At 66.6% G+C, this 18,527-nt stretch carries 15 protein-coding genes; 10 read left to right on the top strand and 5 right to left on the bottom strand.

Annotation, left to right across the window (positions count from 1 at the left end):
- Positions 1 to 3: 3 nt before the first annotated feature.
- Positions 4 to 2,703, bottom strand: a complete 2,700-nt coding sequence (locus GNX71_RS16910) for a bifunctional acetate--CoA ligase family protein/GNAT family N-acetyltransferase (RefSeq protein WP_206173385.1) — start codon at positions 2,701 to 2,703, stop codon at positions 4 to 6.
- Between the two features lie 308 nt (positions 2,704 to 3,011).
- On the opposite strand from GNX71_RS16910, the gene GNX71_RS16905 reads away from it, so the two are divergent.
- Positions 3,012 to 4,373 carry a homoserine dehydrogenase gene (locus GNX71_RS16905; protein ID WP_206173384.1) on the top strand — a complete coding sequence of 454 codons (1,362 nt, stop codon included), beginning with the start codon at positions 3,012 to 3,014 and terminating at the stop codon, positions 4,371 to 4,373.
- Between the two features lie 114 nt (positions 4,374 to 4,487).
- A complete protein-coding gene (locus GNX71_RS16900) occupies positions 4,488 to 5,489 on the top strand; it encodes a hypothetical protein (protein ID WP_206173383.1) in 1,002 nt (333 codons plus the stop codon).
- Positions 5,490 to 6,007: 518 nt separating this feature from the next.
- On the opposite strand, the gene GNX71_RS16890 is transcribed toward GNX71_RS16900, so the two are convergent.
- Both GNX71_RS16890 and GNX71_RS33775 read right to left on the bottom strand, forming a co-directional pair.
- Positions 6,008 to 6,493, bottom strand: a complete 486-nt coding sequence (locus GNX71_RS16890; protein WP_206173381.1) for a hypothetical protein — start codon at positions 6,491 to 6,493, stop codon at positions 6,008 to 6,010.
- Positions 6,493 to 7,521 (bottom strand): M24 family metallopeptidase, encoded by a 1,029-nt coding sequence (locus GNX71_RS33775; RefSeq protein ID WP_346776851.1) that lies wholly within the window; start codon positions 7,519 to 7,521, stop codon positions 6,493 to 6,495. The genes GNX71_RS16890 and GNX71_RS33775 overlap by 1 nt, the downstream gene beginning before the upstream one ends.
- A gap of 133 nt (positions 7,522 to 7,654) precedes the next feature.
- Here GNX71_RS33775 and GNX71_RS16875 point away from each other — a divergent pair, with 133 nt between their 5' ends.
- Together GNX71_RS16875 and GNX71_RS16870 are read left to right on the top strand one after the other, a co-directional pair.
- The gene (locus tag GNX71_RS16875) at positions 7,655 to 8,977 is read left to right on the top strand and encodes a DUF2325 domain-containing protein (RefSeq protein ID WP_206173380.1); all 1,323 of its coding nucleotides are present in this window, start codon (positions 7,655 to 7,657) and stop codon (positions 8,975 to 8,977) included.
- A 45-nt stretch (positions 8,978 to 9,022) separates the two neighbouring features.
- Positions 9,023 to 9,232, top strand: coding sequence for a molybdopterin-binding protein (locus tag GNX71_RS16870; protein WP_093432578.1), 210 nt, complete (start codon positions 9,023 to 9,025; stop codon positions 9,230 to 9,232).
- Positions 9,233 to 9,315: 83 nt separating this feature from the next.
- Here the strand turns inward: GNX71_RS16870 and GNX71_RS16865 are convergent, their stop codons facing one another.
- Complete coding sequence (locus GNX71_RS16865) at positions 9,316 to 10,200, bottom strand: substrate-binding domain-containing protein (protein WP_206173379.1); 885 nt, start codon at positions 10,198 to 10,200, stop codon at positions 9,316 to 9,318.
- A 238-nt stretch (positions 10,201 to 10,438) separates the two neighbouring features.
- Between GNX71_RS16865 and GNX71_RS16860 the strand changes: the two genes are divergently transcribed.
- From GNX71_RS16860 to GNX71_RS16835, 6 genes are all read left to right on the top strand, one after another.
- Positions 10,439 to 13,657 carry a GLUG motif-containing protein gene (locus tag GNX71_RS16860; protein ID WP_206173378.1) on the top strand — a complete coding sequence of 1,073 codons (3,219 nt, stop codon included), beginning with the start codon at positions 10,439 to 10,441 and terminating at the stop codon, positions 13,655 to 13,657.
- 133 nt (positions 13,658 to 13,790) lie between these two features.
- Complete coding sequence (locus tag GNX71_RS16855; RefSeq protein WP_206173377.1) at positions 13,791 to 15,452, top strand: ShlB/FhaC/HecB family hemolysin secretion/activation protein; 1,662 nt, start codon at positions 13,791 to 13,793, stop codon at positions 15,450 to 15,452.
- Positions 15,453 to 15,472: 20 nt separating this feature from the next.
- A complete protein-coding gene (gene exbB / locus GNX71_RS16850; RefSeq protein ID WP_206173376.1) occupies positions 15,473 to 15,913 on the top strand; it encodes a TonB-system energizer ExbB in 441 nt (146 codons plus the stop codon).
- Between the two features lie 4 nt (positions 15,914 to 15,917).
- On the top strand, positions 15,918 to 16,277 hold the full coding sequence (locus tag GNX71_RS16845; RefSeq protein ID WP_206173375.1) for a biopolymer transporter ExbD: 360 nt from the start codon (positions 15,918 to 15,920) through the stop codon (positions 16,275 to 16,277).
- On the top strand, positions 16,274 to 17,053 hold the full coding sequence (locus GNX71_RS16840) for an energy transducer TonB (protein WP_206173374.1): 780 nt from the start codon (positions 16,274 to 16,276) through the stop codon (positions 17,051 to 17,053). Before GNX71_RS16845 ends, GNX71_RS16840 begins: the two co-directional genes overlap by 4 nt.
- Entirely contained in the window at positions 17,050 to 17,529 is a 480-nt protein-coding gene (locus GNX71_RS16835; protein WP_206173373.1) for a hypothetical protein, read from the top strand. Before GNX71_RS16840 ends, GNX71_RS16835 begins: the two co-directional genes overlap by 4 nt.
- Before the next feature lie 10 nt (positions 17,530 to 17,539).
- Here the strand turns inward: GNX71_RS16835 and GNX71_RS16830 are convergent, their stop codons facing one another.
- Complete coding sequence (locus GNX71_RS16830; RefSeq protein ID WP_241026960.1) at positions 17,540 to 18,436, bottom strand: LysR substrate-binding domain-containing protein; 897 nt, start codon at positions 18,434 to 18,436, stop codon at positions 17,540 to 17,542.
- Between the last annotated feature and the right edge of the window lie 91 nt (positions 18,437 to 18,527).

Below are 18,527 nucleotides of genomic sequence, written 5' to 3'. Positions count from 1 at the left end.
GGCCTACAGCTGGTAGGTCACCAGCTTGAAATCCGGATCTTCGGGGAACGACTTCACGCTGAAGCCCAGCCGGCGCACCAGCTTCAGCATGTCGGGGTTGTTCGCGAGCACGAGCCCGTCGACTTCCGCCAGGCCCCGGTCGCGCGCCACGTCGATGATGCTTTCGAGCAGCCGCGAGCCGATGCCCTTGCCGCTGAACTCGTCGGCCACCACCAGCGAGAACTCGCAGCTGGTCTGGTCGGGGTTGGTGACATAGCGCGACACGCCCACGATGCGCTCGCTGTCGAGGATGGTGCCGTCGGGCGCGTTGCTGCGCTCCATCACCACGGCCACCAGCGCCATCTCGCGGTCGTAGTCGATGAGCGTGAAGCGCGAGAGCATCGAGGGCGGCAGCTCGTGGAAGCGCGAGACGAAGCGGAACCACCGGCTCTCGGGCGAGAGGCCCTGCACCAGCGCCTGCAGCATCTGCGCGTCGTTCGGATGCACCGGCCGCACGGTATAGATGTCGCCGCCCGTTCCGGGCAGCGGCCATTCGCGCCGGTAGCGCGCGGGGTACGGCATGATGGCCAGGTGCTGGTAGCCGCTGCCCACGTGGCCCGCCACTGCCTGCGGGCTGCTGTCGACCACGATGCGCGCATCGACCGACACCGCGCCATGCTCGTCCACGATGATGGGGTTGATGTCCATCTCGCGCAGCTCGGGCAGCTCGCACACCATTTCCGAGACGCGCAGCAGCACGTCTTCGAGCGCCTCCATGTTCACCGGGTTCGCGCCGCGCCATTCGCCCAGCGTCTCGGCCACGCGCGAGCGCTCGATGAGGCGGTGCGCGAGGAACTGGTTGAGCGGCGGCAGCTCCATCGCGCGGTCGTTCATGAGCTCGATCATGGTGCCGCCCGCGCCGAAGACGATGACCGGGCCGAAGGGCTCGTCGGTCACGAGGCCGACATAGATCTCGCGGCCGCGCCGCGCCTTCACCATCTTCTGCACGGTCACGCCGTTGATGCGCGCCTCGGGCGCGAGGCGGGCGACGCGCTCCATCATCTCGACATAGGTGTCGCGCGCGCTGGTGCCGTTGAGCACGTTGAGCGCCACGCCTTCCACATCGGACTTGTGGCTGATGTCGGGCGAGTCGATCTTCAGCGCCACCGGAAAGCCCAGCTGCGTGGCGATCATCATGGCTTCGTTGGCGCTGCGCGCGAGCAGCGTGCGGGTGATCGGGATGTGGAAGCACGACAGGAGCGACTTCGACTCCATTTCCGTGAGCACCTTGCGGCGCTCGGCCAGCACGCTTTCGATGATGAGGCGGGCGCCTTCGATGTCGGGCTTGGCCAGGGCTGAGAGGGGCGGCGGCGTCTGCTGCAGCAACTGCTGGTTCTGATAGAAGGCCGCGATGTTGCCGAACGCGCCCACGGCTGCCTCCGGCGTGCGGAAGCTCGGAATGGTGGCCTCGGCGAGCACGGCGCGCGCATTGCCGACGGACGAGTCGCCCATCCAGCAGGCCAGCAGCGGCTTGTTCATCGGACGGGGGATGTCGGCGAGGGCGCGGGCGGTGGCCGCGGCATCGACGCCGGCCTTGGGGGAAAAGATAGCCAGCACGCCATCGACCTGGCTGTCGGCCGAGGCGGTGTCGATGGCGGCGCGGTAGTGCGCGGGCGTGGCGTCTTCGGAAAGGTCGATCAGGTCCGTGAGCGTTGCGAGCGGCGGCAGCGTGGGCTGCAGCAGCTTCTGCGCGGGTGCGGAGAGCTTGCCGAGGTCCAGGCCGATCTCGTTGATCCAGTCGGCCGCCAGCACACCGGGGCCGCCGCCGTTGGTGACCACGGCGAGCCGCTTGCCTACGGGGCGGTAGCGGGAGGCCAGGCACTTGGCGGCGGAGAACAGCTCGACAAAGGAGCGCACCCGCACGGCGCCCGCGCGGCGCAGCGCGGCATCGAACACGTCGTCGCTGCCCACGATGGCCGCGCTGTGCGTCTGCGCCGCCGCGTTGCCGGCAGGCTTGCGTCCGGCCTTGAGCACCACCACCGGCTTGGCATGCGAGGCCGAACGCAGGGCGCTCATGAAGCGGCGCGCGTCCGAGATGCCTTCGAGGTACACGATGATGCTGTGCGTGGCCTGGTCGTTGGCGAGGAAGTCGAGCACCTGGGGGATGTCCACCGAGGTGTGCGGGCCCAACGACACCACGCTGGAAAACCCCACGCCGTTCTGCCGCGCCCAATCGAGCATCGAGGCGGTGAGCGCGCCCGATTGCGACACCAGCGCGAGCGGCCCGGCCTTGGCCAGCGGCCCCGCGACGCTGGCGTTCAGATGCAGCAGCGGCCGCTGGAAGCCCAGCGAATTCGGCCCGAGCAGGTGCACGCCTTCGCGGCGCGCGATCTTGCGCCACTGAGCCGCTTGCTCCGACGCGATGCCGTTGGAGATGACCACCGCTGCCTTGCAGCCGATGCGCCCGGCGATCTCCAGGGCAGCCGCCACGTCCTGCGGCGCGAGCGCGATGAGGGCGAGGTCGGCATGCGTCTGAGAAAGTTCCTCGAGCGTACCCTTTGTGCGCACGTCCAGAAAGCGCAGCGTGCCGTCGAAGCGGTCGGCGCGGAAGGCTTCGCGCAGTACGCGGCCCGATGCGGTCTGGCCGCCGGAGTCGCTGGCGTTGCCGACGAAGGCCACGGCGGAGGCGGGTGCGAAGAGCGGGGTCAGGAAGTGCTTGTCCATGCGCCAAGTTTGCACCTATAGGCGGGGCCTGTCGCCAGTGCCCGTACGGCTCCTGTACACTCCGGCCTCCATGTCGTGCCTCCCACTCCACACCGCATCCGCCGCCGCCCGCATGGGCCGGATGATGCCGCCTGCACTCCCGCAGGCAATGGGTGCACGAATGATTACCTCCATTACCACCGCGGCCACCTGAGCACGCGCAGGTGGCCGTTCCGGCAGCCACCTGGTGAATCGCTCTTCTCCCCGAACGAATGAAACCCAGCTCTGGCAGCTGGGTTTTTTGTTTGTTTGTCGTCCGGAGAAGTCCCATGTACCGCGATCCAGTCCAGTCCCTCCAGCCCCTTCACGGTGTTCCCGTGGCCATGCGCCCACTGCGCGTGGGCATGATCGGCATCGGCACCGTGGGCTCGGGCACCTTTCGTGTGCTGGCCCGCAACCAGGCCGAGATTGCCGGCCGGGCAGGGCGGGGCATCGAGGTGGTGATGGTGGCCGCGCGCAACCTGCCGCGGGCCGCCGGCATCGTGGGCGATGGCATCCCGCTGACCGATGACCCGATGCAGGTCGCCACGCACCCCGACATCGACGTGCTGGTCGAAGTGGCCGGCGGCACCGGCCCGGCACGCGACTGGGTGCTGGCCGCCATCGCGCATGGCAAGCATGTGGTCACGGCCAACAAGGCGCTGCTGGCGGAGCACGGCGCCGAGATCTTCGCTGCCGCCCGGCAGCACGGCGTGGCGGTGGCCTACGAAGGCGCGGTGGCGGTCAGCATCCCCATCATCAAGGCGCTGCGCGAAGGGCTGACGGCCAATCGCATCGAATGGGTGGCGGGCATCATCAACGGCACCACCAATTTCATCCTGAGCAAGATGCGCGACGAGGGCCTGGACTTTGCCGCCGCGCTCGCAGAGGCGCAGGCCCTGGGCTATGCCGAGGCCGATCCGGCCTTCGACATCGAGGGCATCGACGCCGCGCACAAGCTGACCCTGCTCGCCGCCAATGCGTTCGGCGCGCCGGTGCGCTTTGCTGATGTGCAGGTGGAGGGCATCACCGCGCTGCAAGGTGTGGACGTGGCCTGCGCCGAACAGCTGGGCTATCGCATCAAGCTCCTGGGCATCGCGCGCCGCCGGGAAGAGGGCGTCGAGTTGCGCGTGCAGCCCGCACTCGTGCCCGCGGCGCACCTGATGGCGCATGTGAACGGATCGATGAATGCGGTCATGGTCAAGGGCGATGCGTCGGGCGTGACGATGTACTACGGCGCGGGTGCCGGCTCGGAGCAGACGGCGTCGGCCGTGATTGCCGACTTGGTCGATGTGGCCCGGCTCGATGGCACCCATGCCGCGCAGCGCGTGCCGCACCTGGGCTTTCATGCGCATGCCATGAGCGAACTGCCGGCGTTGCCGCGTGCTGCAGTGCGCACCTCGCACTACCTGCGGGTGCCTGTGCATGCGGCGGGTCGGATCGAAGCGGTTGCGGCCTTGCTGGCGGGGCAACAGGTGCCGGTGCAGCAGGTGGTGCTGGCGGTGGAGCGGCCGGAGACGGGGCCGCAGGTGCTGGTGCTGACGGGGCCGGCGACGCAAAGCGTGATCGACCTAGCCGTGCATGCGCTGCAGGCTCACCCGGCTGTGAATGGCGCTGTGACGACGCTTCGCGTGGAAGAACTCGCGAGCTGACATCGCAAGCACGGAGGAATGACTTTAGTCACTGTGTGCCTTGCGGAAAAGAGGCTAGCTTCACCGTCGCCCCAGAGGTCGGGCGACGCGTGATCGCCAATGAAAGGGCCGCCAATGCCGCAGTCTCCGGATGCAGGAGAACGCCAAGGATCGCAACCGGATCCCTCCGGCGACGGGCTCGTCCTGTCGATGGATGCGGCACGGCTGCAGACGCTGCCGCAAGGCAACATGTCTTCGGCGCTCAAGGGCATTCTTCTTTTTCTGGGGCTGATGATGCTGGGGATCGCGGCGTGGTTCTGCCGGATGCTCGCCGAGGCATGGCGGCAAGGCACCGCCGATACGGCCTTCGTGCTCATCATGTCGGTATCGGTCTTCGTGTTCGCGCTGATTGCCGTTGCCGCACTGGTGCAGGCGGTTGCCGCGCCTTATGCATTTCCCACGCTCTTCAACCGGGTGACTGGCAAAGTCGTTCAACTCAGGGGCAGGGCTCGGATCGAGACCGATTGGTCGCAGCTGGTTCCGCAGGTGGAAGTCGCTATGTCGGGCGGTGCACAGTTCTGTCATCTTCGCCTGGCTGCTCCCGCGCAAGCCGACGCCGGGAAGACGATCGTCGTCAGCAATGCCAACAACAGCCCCGCCGATTGCCTCGCGCACTACGAGTTTCTGTGCCGGTACATGGCGGGGGACTGGTGCGCGTTGCCGGAGGTGGAATGCCTGGAAGGCGCCAGAAGGCCCCTGCTGCGGGAGTTCGGCGACAACCTGTGGACGCAGATGACGAACTATCGGCCGTGGAATGAAAGATCCGCGCAGGGAAAGGCGCTGTCCTCGGCCGCGTTGCTGTCGATCGCACTGCTCTGGTGGCCGATGCTGCTGCTGACGCTGATCGGGTCCCGTCTCGGGAGCTTGCCCCGGTTTTCCGCAGCCGATCTGGGTACCCGCCTGGCGCTGCCGGAAGGCTCCGCGCAGGAGCCCTTGGTGCGCATCCGCCTCGCGCCGGCGTTGGGGGCCGCGGAACAGGCGGTCTATGTCGCGATTGCGGCGATATCGACTGCGGCGTGGTGCTGGCCCAGTGCCGGTGTGCTGGCAAGAATCGCGACCATGTTCCGCGCGCTGTGAGCGACGTCAGGCCGGCAATGGCCTGGCGCCGCCCTGCTGGAATGGCAGCGCGGCATCCACGTCCAGCCAGCGAAGCTCGTCAGGCCCGAACGGCTGGGAGCGCAACATTCCGTCCATCCGGACCCGGACGGCCGCCGAACTGGACGAGGTCACTGTTCCCAATTTCCCCTTGAACTCGACCCGTGCACCTCGTTTGGCGGGCACGTTGTACCTGGCTCTGATGTGTGCGTAGTTCATAGATTTGAAACAATAGTATTACTTCTAGTTTCAAGAAGCAAGGCTGCAAAAGCGCCTGGCCTGTTCTGAACGAATGGGCCGGCACATCCGTTGTCAGGCTCGGCCGGCCACCAACCATCGCGCAGGAAAAACGACAAATCCATCACGGGTGGCCGTGCCGCCTGGTACAGCAGGTCTGCAACGTTTCCAGGAAAGCGGGTGCGCGAGAGGGCGCAACCCGGTCCTCGGGTCTGACGCGTCGAGAGCCTTGCTCCGCGGTTTCTTTCGCCTCAGGTCCGGGCTCAGAGCGCGCTGTACAGCGCCTGTGAACGAGCCGCCTCGTGTGGCAGAGGACGGGATGCCTGCGCACTTACAGCACGGATGCCCGCGTTTGACACCCATCCGCCCAGGTTGGCGTACCCGTCGTCCTTCAGCCAGAAGTAGAAGGTGGTGCCTCGAGGAACCGCAATCGGATGCGCTATCGAATCGGACCTCAGGGTCTTGACTTTGCTGATGTCGATCACGATCGCGGGCTTGCCTTCGGCGATGCCGCGCGCCATCGCGAAGGCATGCGCTGCTCTCACGCGACGCCGGGGCCCGAGCAGCCAGACCGTTGTCGCGCTCCCGCACATCGCAGCTTCGATCTCCTGTTCGGCGATGGTCGATGCGGCGTTGGCGGCTTCGGAAATCTCGATGCTTCTCAGCTTGAACAACGCCTCGGCGCGGCGCAGCACCACGGCAGCGCGCGAGGCGTCTTCAGCGTCGAAGACAAAGAGGATGTCTTTCATCAGGAACGCGCATCGACGTACGCCCAGGCCTGCATCCCGGACGCGAGCGTCACGCGCTCACGCCGGTAGTCCTTGACCTCGTAGACATCGGCCTGGGCCAGTTCGGCGGCCGTGATGGCGAAAACCGCACCTTCCACGCCGTCTTCGGCACGACCGGTGGCCGCGACGATCGGGTGATGCGTCTTGCCGCTGGTGGCGACCACGGCGGCATCTTCGATCTTCAGCTGGTCGAGGCGATAGCCGGGCAGTCGGTCGAGCTGGCCGTCGAGCTTGCGCCCGAAGGTGGCGAGCTGCACCGACTGGAGCTGCAGCGTGCCGTAGGAAAAAAGCTGCTCCGTGGCGTCGTGCCCCACGTCGTCCGCGATGAGCAGGTCTTCGTAGAACGCGCCGAACGGCAGCGTGGGATGGGCGATCTGGATCTCCAGCACCCAGAGCCCGGTGGCGGGGCAGAGCCCGAAATCGCCCAGGTTCCCGGCCCGGTAGATCGCATGCGGAAAGTCGCAGACCCGGTGCCCCTTGATGTCGAGGTTGAGGCGCCAGCCCATGGCCTCTGCGCGTTCCGCCGCGTGTGCATAGAGCGCCTGGCCGCTGAGGCCATCGGCGCGCCATCGCTCGCTGACCTCGTGCCAGAGCGTACGCGCGGCTTCGGCGCAGGCCTGCATCGGGGCGTCGTCGCCGACGACGAAGGTGTCGCCGGCATCGCCTTCGTGGCCCTCCCACACGGGGCCGATGTCGACGAAGAAGATGTCCTGCTCACCGAGCACGCGGTCGGGGTCGGAGGTTTGCCTGAAGGTCTTGAGCGTGTCCTCGCCGAAACGGATGATGACCGGGTGCCAGTTGCGCTCCATCTCCAGCTTCTGCAGCGTGGCGATGGCGAGGTTGGTTGCCTGCGCATGCGTCATGCCGGGGCGGATGCCCGAGGCGATCTGCCGGACGGCCAGTTGCGAGAGCGAGCGGGCGCGCTGCATCGCGGCCAGGGAGAACTTCGCGCCGGTCGCTTCTGTGCGGCTGGCTTCAGGTGTTGTCATGGGTGATGCCGAGGGGTGTTTCGAGATATTCTAGAAAATATAGCGAATCGATGACATCGAGTTGATGTACATGAATATTCACTCTTGATGGAGCGGGATTGGCACACGCTATGTCACGTCGTATATTGCGATCATGCAAAATCCGCCTTTCAGACGCCTGGCCTCCGCCAACACGGCCCCTGCGACACTCGACGGACCCGCGCTGCAGCACGCCGCGAGCTGTTGCGAACCACCGGAAGGCGACGACGAAACGCCGAACGGCCGTATCCGTCTCCTGGACCTGGACACGAACTTCTACTGCTCGGTGATCGGCACCTGCCTGACCACCGCCGAGCTGCGCAAGCTCATCGCACGCTTCGCGGACGTGCAGGGCGCGAGCGACCTGCACATCCACCATGAAGCGGTGCGGATGGCCACACAGAACCCCATCGTCACCAAGGCGTTGCAGAAAGCGCTGGACCACCGGCATGCCGCCGCCATCCAGCGCCTGTCGACCCTGCATGACGTCCAGGCGCTCACCGCGCACTGGGAAGAAGCGCTGCACCAGGGCGAGATTCCGGGTTCGTACTGGGCGGTGCTCATGCACCGCAGGGCCACGGCCGAATTGCGCAACCGGGCCTTTGGGGACATCCACATGCTGTCGCACCTGGTGGGCGCTGCAAACCGTGCCGATATCCGCCGCCTCGCGGCCCTGGAGCGCGACAACCTCGAGTTGCGCGACCGGCTGGACCGCCACCAGCTTCGCTCGCAGGAGCTGATCGAGGAGCGCGACAAAAGCATCCTGCATCTGAAGCAGGAGTTGATCGATGCCTCCAGGGCCCGCGCGATGGCTTCCGCCTCCACGGCGGGCGACGTTTCAACGCGCGCCCGCCTCGAGGAAACCGAAAAGGCGGCGGTCCTGATCGCGGTGCAGACCGAACGGCGGGAACGCGCCGAGCAAGCCTCTGCGTTCGCGGCCACCGAAGTGGCCCGGCTCACCGAGGAGCTCGAACACCTGCGCGCGCACGCGGTGGCGCTGGGCCGCGAACTCGGCGCGGCCGAGACGCAGCTGAAAATGCATGCGGGCGAGGGCGTGTCCAACGCCCAGCTCGACCAGCAGTTGCAAGGGCGGCGCGTTCTCTACGTCGGCGGCCGGCCCAGTTCCGCACCGGCGATCCGCGACCTGGTGCAGCGGCACGGCGGTGAATTTCGGCGGCATGGCGGCGCGCTCGAGGACCGAAGCGGCCTGCTGGCGGCCGCAGTCTCGTGGGCGGAGGTGGTGGTTTTCCCGGTCGACTGCATCGACCATGAATCGGTCGACAACCTCAAGCGCCTGTGCACGCGCCAGCAGGTGCGCTACCTGCCGCTGCGCAGTGCCGGCATTGCGTCGTTTGCCGCGGCGTTCTCGAATCCTCCGGTCGAAGATGCGGGCGAGGCAGACACCTCCAGCAGCCCGATCTGCCCCCGGCACGGATGAGCGCGCTCGATAGACTCGAGCGTTCACCCTCCAGGAGTCTTCTTCATGAAAATCAGCGCCCGCAATGTCCTGTCCGGCAAGGTCATCTCCATCGTCCGCGGCCCGGTGACGACCGAGGTCACGCTGGAAATCGCACCCGGCGTGCAGGTCGTATCGACCATCACCAGCAGCTCCGCGCAATCGCTCAACCTCACCGAGGGCGGCTCGGCCTATGCGGTGATCAAGGCTTCGAGCGTGATGGTCGGCACCGACTGATCTCCACACCCGGCGCGGCCGGCCAGCCGGCGCGCCGATGTTCTTCAGGGTGTGGTTTATGACATCGCCTGAACTGCCATGCCTTAGAGGATGTAGCAGTTGTTCAGGATGATCGTGCGGCCTGTCGTGCTGCCCACGAAGGCGATGAAGGCATCGACCGCGGCGTTGGTCGAGCCGGGCCGGCCGCGGATCGCCGTCGCATCCTGCAGCAGGCGGTCATGCGGCGGGTTGCCGTTCACCGTGGCGGGCGTGTATTCGAAGTACGTGCCGGTGAGCGGCGAGCGAATGGAGCCGGTGGTGCCATCGCACAGCTGCGATTTGGCGACGAACCCCATGTTGGGATAGGTCGTGGCACTGGTGCTCGCGTTGACCGCCGTGTAGGTGGTTCCGATGGTGGCGTACTGGGTGAACTTGGCGTCGTACGCGCCGCCTGGATAGGCGATGCCGTTGACCCGGCTCAGCACCTGCTTGGCCGCGGTGCCGTACGGTGCGGTCACGGTGTTGGCGATCGCAACCTGGCCGTTCGCATAGGCGTAGCTCGCGGGATTGGGGAAACCGGCCGAGCCGCTGGTGCCCACGTTCGGTCCGAACTTGGACCACAGGATCAGCTTGCCTTCGGCATAGCGGAACGGCACCTGCACCACGCTCGGGTAGCTCGAACGCAGGGCGGCGGGCGTGGTGTCGTCCGCTGCAAAGAACAAGTCATAGGGCGTGGTGCCGCCGGGCGCCGACAGCGCGGTACTGATCGCCGTCTGGAAATCGCCCGTCGCGCCGTAAGTCACGGTGAAGCTGCTGCCCGCGTAGGGCGAACTCGACAACCCAAAGGCGTTGACGAGCTGAACCATTGCTCCCTGGAAATTCGCCGCCACGGCAACGTTGATCGACTGCGCCCAAGTGGCCGACGAACCGAGCATCAGCACGGATGCCGAAACGCTCAGGCTGATTTTCTTGATCGAAAGCTTTCTCACGGTATCTCCTCGATGAATTGGATGAATGACTGGGTGTGAGTCTTTCGCGCTATATAGGTTTGTATATAGATTGCATAGCATGCGGGTAATGCATCGGCATTGAATTGCAGGGTAGTGCGATTCAAAATTCATCCAGACAGTGCGAAAAAAATCACGGTCGCTATACTCTCAGAAATATAGCGAGACAGGTGAACGAATGAAGAAGACCTCGATGAAATCAAGAAGTCGTCATCCCCAATTGAATTCCAAAGTATGCGTAACCATTTCCGCGCTGCTTTATTCGTCGATGGGAATGGCGGCGCCGCAAGGTGGCGTGGTGACCAGCGGCGGAGCCACCATCGGGCAAGCGGGCAGCGTGACTCGCATCGACCAGAGCACGCAGCGCGCGACCATCAATTGGCAAGGCTTCGGCATCGGCGCTGGCGAGACCGTCAACTTCGTCCAGCCCAACGCGTCGGCGATCACGCTCAACCGCGTCGTCGGCAACGAACGCAGCGTGATCGACGGCGTGCTGAACGCCAACGGCAAGGTCTTTCTCATCAATTCGAATGGCGTGCTCTTCAACAAGGGCAGCAGCGTGAACACGGCCGGCCTTGTGGCCAGCGCGCTGGACATCAGCGACGCGGACTTCAACGCTGGGCGCTATGTCTTCAATGCCAATGGCAGCCGAGGCTCGGTCATCAACATGGGCACGCTCACCGCAGGCAATGGCGGCTACGTCGCGCTGCTGGGCCCCGGGGTGTCGAACCAGGGCGTGATCGTCGCCACCAAGGGCACCGTGGCGCTGAACAGCGGCGAGAAGATCAGCCTCAACTTCAACGGCGATTCGCTGGTGAGCGTCAGCATTGACCAGGGCACGCTGAATGCGTTGGTCGAGAACAAGGGCGCTATCTACGCCGACGGCGGCAAGGTGATCCTCACCGCGAAGGCGGCTGATGACCTGCTGGGCAGCCAGGTGAACAACACCGGCATCGTGCAGGCACGCACGGTGGACGACCTGAAAGGCAGCATCGTCGTGCGCGCGGACGGCGGCACGGCCAATGTGGGCGGAACGCTGGATGCCTCGGCGCCAGTGAGCGGCGACGGCGGAACCGTCGAGACCTCGGGCCGCAGCGTCAGGGTGTCAGACGACGCCAGCATCACCGCAAAGGCCGTGAGCGGCAGCACCGGCACCTGGACGCTGGCTTCCGACGGCTTCACTGTCGGCGCGAGCGCGAGCATCAGCGGGGCGCAGCTCGGTGCGCAATTGGGCAACAACAACGTGGTGATCGCATCGGCGAGCGGCCACGGTGCCGATGGGCACATCCACATCAACCAGGCCGTGAACTGGTCGGCCAATACAGCGCTCACGCTGACTGCGACCAACAACATCCTCATCAATGCGCCGATCACTGCGACTGGATTGGGCGCAGGGCTGAATCTGAACTTCGGGGGCGACTACAGCATCGGCACGGCGCAAGGCGCATCGGTCGCGCTGAGCGGCACCAACGCGAGCCTGGCGATGAACGGGCAGGCCTACACGCTGATCCACAGCATGAGCGACCTGGAGGCCATCGATGGCGCGAGTGGCATCGCGGCCGGGCGCTATGCGCTCGCGGGCAACCTCGATGCATCGGGCAAGACCTACGGCAACACGGTGGTGTCCACGCTTTCGGGCACGCTGGCGGGGCTCGGGCACACGATCAGCAATCTGACGATTCTGGAGCCGATACACAACGACGCCATGCAGACGCCGACTGGCCTGGTCGGCACGGCCCAGATCGGCAGTGTGATCCGCGACATTGGCTTGCTCGATGTCAACGTCAGCGGCTACGGCCGGGTCGGTGGACTGGTCGGGGAGAACATCGGTGGCAGCATCAGCCACGCCTACGTGACGGGGACGGTGCAGGGCTTCACCAACGTGGGCGGCCTGGTGGGCTACAACGGGAGCAAGTTCGACATCCCGACCGGCGAGTTCTTCGTTGGCGACGGCATCATCTCGGACTCTTATTCCACTGCCACGGTGATGGGAACCTCCCGCTACGCAGGGGCCTTTCAATTTGTCGGCGGGCTGCTGGGGAGGAACTTCGGTGCCACCTACACGGTTCTTCGTTCGAGCGCGACCGGCAACGTCACGGCCTTGAGTGATCCCAACTCCGGCCAGACCAATCAGAACATCGGCGGACTGGTCGGCGGCAACGTCAACGGCACCATTGCCGACTCCTACGCCACGGGCAAGGTGACGGTATCGGACAACTCGAGTTCTGTCGGCGGCCTGGTCGGTATTTCCAACGGCTCCACCGCCGTTGTGACCAGCAGCTACGCCACAGGCAACGTCACGGGTGGAGATTCCAACGTCGGCGGCCTGGCCGGGCAAAACGCGGGAGGGGGCCGCATCGTCGATTCCTACGCCACCGGCAACGTGACCGGCGGCACGAGAACCACATCCCAGAACTTCGGCGGCCTGGTCGGCTGGAACAATGACAGCACCATTTCGGGATCGCATGCGAGCGGCACCGTCACGGTTGTCGGCCTTTCCGCCGGTGGCCTGGTCGGCAACAACGGTGGCAACAATGGGAGCATCACCAACTCCTATGCGACCGGCGATGTGAATGGCGGGCCTGTCAGTGCCGGCGTGGGTGGCCTGGTCGGCTCGAACAGCGGCACCATCTCCAGTTCGCATGCCTCCGGCAATGTCTCGGGATCGATCTCGGGCGGCCTGGTCGGGGGAAATGGAGGCACCATCAAGGACTCCTATGCGACAGGCAACGTGTTCGGCTCCTATGCGGCCGGCGGCCTGGTCGGGCAGATGGATCGCGGCACGATCCTCAACTCGCGGTCCAGCGGCAACGTGACGGGCAGCACCGACTTCGACTTCACCGGCGGTCTGGTGGGTCGCATGCAGGGCGGCGATATCGACAACTCGCACGCAACAGGAACGGTCACCGGCGGCAGTGGCACCGCGGAGCTGGTCGGGAACAACACAGGCACAGGAACGATCACCAACAGCACCTACCGCGACGCTGCGGCCGAAGCCGCAGCCCAGGCCGCAGCGGAAGCGGCCGCCCGCGCGGCGGCGGCAGCAGCAGCGGCGGCACAAGCAGCCGCAGAGGCTGCCGCAAGAGCGGCCGCACAGGCAACGGCCCAAGCCGCAGCCGCAGCCGAAGCCCAGGCCGCCGCCGTCGCCGCAGCGCAAGCCGCCGCCGAGGCTGCTGCACTGCAGGCGCGCGCGGAGTCCGGCGCTCGCATCGCAGCAGCCGCAACCGCGGACGCCCAGCGCCAAACGGAACGCCCCGCCGCCCAGCTGACGGCGGGCCTCACGCAACGGGCCGCATTGCTGGCAGACAACATCGTCTTCGCCGACAAGCGCAACTTCTCCGCCAACATCCAGCGCATCGAGATCGACGGCAAGGTCTTCGAGCTGGAAGACGAAGAGAACAAGGCCGCACCCGCCGCGCAGCCATCGACGCCGCGGTGAGGTCGATGTCCCCACGCGGGACGCCTTCGCCGACGCCGCCTTCCATTCCTTTTCTTCGTTCCGTTGCGACATGAACCCAGTCCGTCCCGCCTCGTCTGCACGCCGAGTGCATCCAGCGCTTGCCGTTTTCTCCGTGCTCTGCACATTCGCAGCCGCGAGCCATGCCCAGGTTCAGCCGGTGCCCAACTACGGCATCGGCGATGCGCTCAGGGAAGCGCAGCCTCCGCGTCCGCCGGCCCCGAGCCAGCCGCCTGCGCCGGTGATCGTCGAGCAGCCCGAGCGGCCGATGAACCTGCCCGCCGGTGAAACGCTGACGGTCCGCGAATTCAGGGTCGAAGGTGCCGAAGAGATTCCGCCCGCCGAGCTGCAGGCCGTGCTCGATCCGTACCGCGGCCGCGCGTTGTCGATGGCCGAGATCGAGCAGGCCGCCGGCCGGATCACCGCGCTGTACCGCACCCGCGGCTACCTCGTGGCGCGCGCCTATGTGCCGCGGCAGGATGCGAGCGGCGGCACGCTGACGATCCGGGTGCTGATCGGCATCTACGGAAAGCTCGCGCTCAAGAACCGCTCGCTGGTGCGCGACGGCACGGTGAGCGATGTGTTCGCCACGCTGCAGGCGGGCCAGGCGGTCTCGCGTGCCGGCCTGGAGCGCGCGATGCTGCTGGTCGGCGACATGCCCGGCGCCGCCTTGCCGCGCCTGACCATCTCGCCGGGCGAGGTACAGGGCACATCGGACTTCGATGTCGAGGTGGGCGAAAGCAAGCGCCTGGCCGGCTATGTGCTGGGCGACAACACGGGCTCGCGCTACACCGGCAGGAATCGCTTGAGCGCAGGGCTGGACATCAACTCGCCCTTTGGCATCGCCGACAAGCTGAGCCTCGCCCTGATGGGCACGGAAGGCGGAGGCCTCGACAACGGCAGGCTGGCCTACAGCTTTCCATTGACCGCCAGCGGCCTGCGCCTGGAGCTTGCCGCCGCGCGCACCACCTACCACCTGGGCGGCGACTACAGCGACCTCGAGGCCAAGGGCAGGGCGCGCACCGTGGAGGCCACCCTGAGCTACCCCGTGCTCCGCAGCCGGGAGCAGAACCTGTCGCTGAGTCTGAACCTCGCATCCAGGCGGCTGCGCGACGAGGTCGGCGCGGCTGACAGCGTCGACGACAAGACCGCCAAGGTCGCCACCTTCGGCGTGCTGCATGAACGCTGGGGCGACCTGATGGGCAGGCCGGGCTACACGAGCGTGAGCGCCGGGCTCAGCTACGGCCAGCTGGACATCGCCAGCCCCGCGCAGCAGGCAATCAACAGGGCCGGCGCGAACACGGCGGGCGACTTCGCGCACCTGAACCTGCGGCTCGCCGCGAACATGGAAGTGGCGAAGGGCTGGACCGCAAGCGCCGCCTTGAGCATGCAGAAGGCGCTGCGCAACAAGAACCTCGACGGCAGCGAGCAGATGAGCATCTCAGGCCCCAACGGCGTGAGGGCCTACCGCGAATGGGTGAGCGGCGACAACGGCTACCTGCTCAATGCGGAGCTGCGCTATGCGCTGCCCGCGCCGGAAGGGCTCACGCATTCGGTGGGCGTGTTCACCGACCTCGGACGCGCCTGGCTGCAGAACGCCGCCTACACCGCCACGCGCAATGGCGTGCGCCTGTCGGACGTGGGCGTGGGCTACCAGGCGCGCTACGGGGCGCTGTTCGGGCGCGTGCAGGTCGCGCGTGCCATCGGATCGCGGCCGGAGGAGATCGCGCGCGACGGCAGGACCCGCGTGCTGGTGCAGGCCGGCGTGATCTTCTGAAGAACCGAGAGGAAAACCCAATGAACACGAACTGGCTCACCGGCGCCATCGACTACAGCGTCATCGGCCTCCTGGTGGTGCTGAGCGTGGTCGTCGTGGCCATCGGCATCGAACGCGCCTGGCTCTACGGTCGCATCGACACGCACGCCATCCGCGACATCAAGTCGCTCGAGCTGACGCTCACGCGCAAGCTCTTCGTCATCGCCTCGGTCGCGAGCAACGCGCCGTACCTGGGCCTCCTGGGCACCGTGTTCGGCATCATGCTGACCTTCTACAACATGGGGCAGGACGCCTCCATCGACACCGGCAAGATCATGGTCGGCCTCGCGCTCGCGCTCAAGGCCACCGCCGTCGGGCTGGCAGTCGCGCTCGTGTCCGTGGTGCTCTACAACACGCTGCTGCGCAAGGTGCAGGTGTTGATCCTCGAATGGGAGATCGCGCATGACCGAAAAGCCGATTGACAGCATGAACATGCTCCCGTTCGTCGACATCATGCTGGTGCTGCTCACCATCGTGCTGACGACCTCGAGCTTCATCGCGAGCGGACGCATTCCGGTGAACCTGCCGCAGGCGAGCGCAAGCCCGTCCGACACCTCGCAGACGCAGACCATCGTCATCGATGCGGCAGGCGCCATCCATTTCGGCGGGGAAACCGTGAACGCCGACGTGCTGAAGACAAGGCTCGCCACGATGGACAGGCAGACCGCCTTCCTGCTGCGCGCCGACCGAACGGTGCAGCTGCAGCGCTTCATCGACGTGGCCGATGTGCTCAAGCAACTGGGCTTCGCCAGGGTGGCCGTGCAGACCGAGGTGGGCACGAAGTGACTGCCGTCGGCGCCTTGCCCGAGCGGCGATTGCGCCTTGTGTTCGCGATCGGGCTCGGCATTTCGGTGCTGCTGCATGCCGTGCTGGTGCTGCCGTGGCTCATGAACGACTGGGCTGCCGCGCGGCCGCTCCAGCATGAGCAGCTGCGGGTCGATCTGTTGGGGATGGTGAGCAACCGCCAGAGCGAACAGCAGCTGGCAGGGCGCCCCACGGAACCCAGCGCGGCCGAGCCGCCTCGGGAGCAGCGCGCAGCACCTGAAACACCATCGCCAAAGCCCGCGGCGGTCAGGAAAGAGACGCGCGAGCGGCCCGTGGTGGCTCGCCAGACCGCGCCAAGCCCGGTGCAGGTGGCGCCAATAGCCGAAGCGCCCGCGCCGATCCAGCCCGATCCCCCGGCACAGGTGGCCGTCGCGACACCCCCGGCCAACGGCGCCGAGGAAGAGCGCATGCAGCAAACCGTCCGCGCGCGCAACACCGACGCCGATGCCTTGCGCAAGTACCTCGCGAGCCTGAAGCGCGCGATCCAGAGCAAGTTGGTCTATCCGACCGAAGCGCGCGAAGCAGGCTACGTCGGCGCGCCGACGATCCGCTTCACTCTCACCGAAAGCGGCAGCATCCTGTCGGGCTCGCTCGCGGTGCAGAAAAGCAGCGGATACCCCGTGCTCGACGAGAGCGCGATGCGCGCCGCGCTCGCCGGCGCACCTTTCGAGAAACCACCGCGGCAGATGGATGTCACGCTTGCCGTTGCATTTGTTCAAGACCGGGAGCGACCATGAACGCCGAAGCCATTGGAACCATCGCAGCCATCCCGGATACCGAGCCGCTGAAGATCCTCGGCGTCGTTCCCCGGCCCCGCATTTTCACCATCGAAGACCTCGTGAAGCTCGGCCGGCATGAGCTGGGGCCCACCCAGGTCCTGTGCTTCTCGGGCCGGCCGGTGGCGCAGGTGGACAGCTACGCGGGAGCCCGGCTCATCGATGTGCTCGACCACTGCGGGCTGCCGGAAAGGCCGCGCCCGGAGCTCAAGCGCTGCATCGTCCGCGTGCGCGGAGACGACGGCTACGAAGCCGTCTTCAGCTGGAACGAGCTCTACAACAGCACGATCGGCGAGAAGGTGCTGGTGCTGTACGAGAAGAACGCGGGGCCACTGGAGGCGCACCTGGGCACGCTGTGCCTGATCTCCGCCAACGATGCGCGGCTGGGCCCGCGCCATCTGCGGGGCATGTCGCAGGTGACGGTGCAGATGCTCTAGTGCGCTGTTGTCAGGCGTCGTTCGCCTGCGCCATCAGCCATTGCCTGAACACCTGCAGCGACTGCATCTGCGCCGACTCTTCCGGGTACACGAGGTAATAGCCCTTGGCATAGCGCCACTTGCGGCGCGACAGCCGACGCAGCCGCCCCGAGGCCACCGACTCGTCGCTCATGTACGGCGGCAGCAGCGCCACGCCCATGCCTGCCAGCGAGGCGTTCAAGGCCATCGACATGATGTCGTAGCGCGGCCCCTCGCGGCCGGCTTCGGCCACGATGCCTTCGCGCGCGAACCACTCGTCCCAGGCGCCGGGCAGCGTCTGGTGATGGATCAGCGCCGAGCGCGGCGTGTTCGCATCGACCGTCTTGCCGTGCGCGGCGATCCACGCGGGCGCCGCGTAAGGCGACAAGTCCAGCGGCAGCACGAACTCGCTGTGCAGGCCCGGGCGCTTGCCGTCGCCGAATTCCAGTGACGCATCGACCGGCGTGGCCGCGAAATCCACCGGCCCCACGCGGGTGCCCAGGTTCAGCGTGATCTCGCCGTGGTCGCGCGTGAACCCCGGCAGGCGCGGAATCAGCCAGTAGCTGCCGACCGAGGCGCCGCACGACAGCGACAGTTCTCCACCGCGCCCCTTGAGCGCCATCACATTGGCCGTGGCGCGCTCCAGCCGCTGCAGCAGCGGTGCGACTTCGCCGAGGTAGTAGCGACCCGCGTCCGTCAGCGCCAGGGCTTCGCGCCGTCGCGTGAAGAGCTTCACGCCGAGCCGGTCTTCCAGCGTCTGCACCTGCCGGCTCACCGCGCCCTGCGTGAGGCGCAGCTCCTGCGCGGCCGCGGTGAAGGAGCGCAGCCGGGCGCTCGCCTCCAGGCACATCAAGGACATCGTCGAAGGGGCGCGAACGTGCTGGTTCATGAGAAAAGAACAAGTCTGGTGCATGCGCCCTCTGGTGATAACCCTAGGCGCACCGCCACCGTGCATGAGGAAAGCTCATGCTAATCCCAGA

Origin of the sequence: Variovorax sp. RKNM96, from assembly GCF_017161115.1 — a bacterium.
Lineage (GTDB): Bacteria > Pseudomonadota > Gammaproteobacteria > Burkholderiales > Burkholderiaceae_C > Variovorax.
The sequence above is the reverse complement of the archived record's forward strand: the minus strand, read 5'-3'. Positions and strand labels throughout refer to the sequence as shown.

Bases quoted from the DNA above. Each gene is read 5' to 3' on its own strand.
- GNX71_RS16910 (WP_206173385.1), bottom strand. From the start codon at position 2,703: ATGGACAAGCACTTCCTGACCCCGCTCTTCGCACCCGCCTCCGCCGTG.
- GNX71_RS16905 (WP_206173384.1), top strand. From the start codon at position 3,012: ATGTACCGCGATCCAGTCCAGTCCCTCCAGCCCCTTCACGGTGTTCCC.
- GNX71_RS16900 (WP_206173383.1), top strand. From the start codon at position 4,488: ATGCCGCAGTCTCCGGATGCAGGAGAACGCCAAGGATCGCAACCGGAT.
- GNX71_RS16890 (WP_206173381.1), bottom strand. From the start codon at position 6,493: ATGAAAGACATCCTCTTTGTCTTCGACGCTGAAGACGCCTCGCGCGCT.
- GNX71_RS33775 (WP_346776851.1), bottom strand. From the start codon at position 7,521: ATGACAACACCTGAAGCCAGCCGCACAGAAGCGACCGGCGCGAAGTTC.
- GNX71_RS16875 (WP_206173380.1), top strand. From the start codon at position 7,655: ATGCAAAATCCGCCTTTCAGACGCCTGGCCTCCGCCAACACGGCCCCT.
- GNX71_RS16870 (WP_093432578.1), top strand. From the start codon at position 9,023: ATGAAAATCAGCGCCCGCAATGTCCTGTCCGGCAAGGTCATCTCCATC.
- exbB (WP_206173376.1), top strand. From the start codon at position 15,473: ATGAACACGAACTGGCTCACCGGCGCCATCGACTACAGCGTCATCGGC.
- GNX71_RS16845 (WP_206173375.1), top strand. From the start codon at position 15,918: ATGAACATGCTCCCGTTCGTCGACATCATGCTGGTGCTGCTCACCATC.
- GNX71_RS16835 (WP_206173373.1), top strand. From the start codon at position 17,050: ATGAACGCCGAAGCCATTGGAACCATCGCAGCCATCCCGGATACCGAG.
- GNX71_RS16830 (WP_241026960.1), bottom strand. From the start codon at position 18,436: ATGAACCAGCACGTTCGCGCCCCTTCGACGATGTCCTTGATGTGCCTG.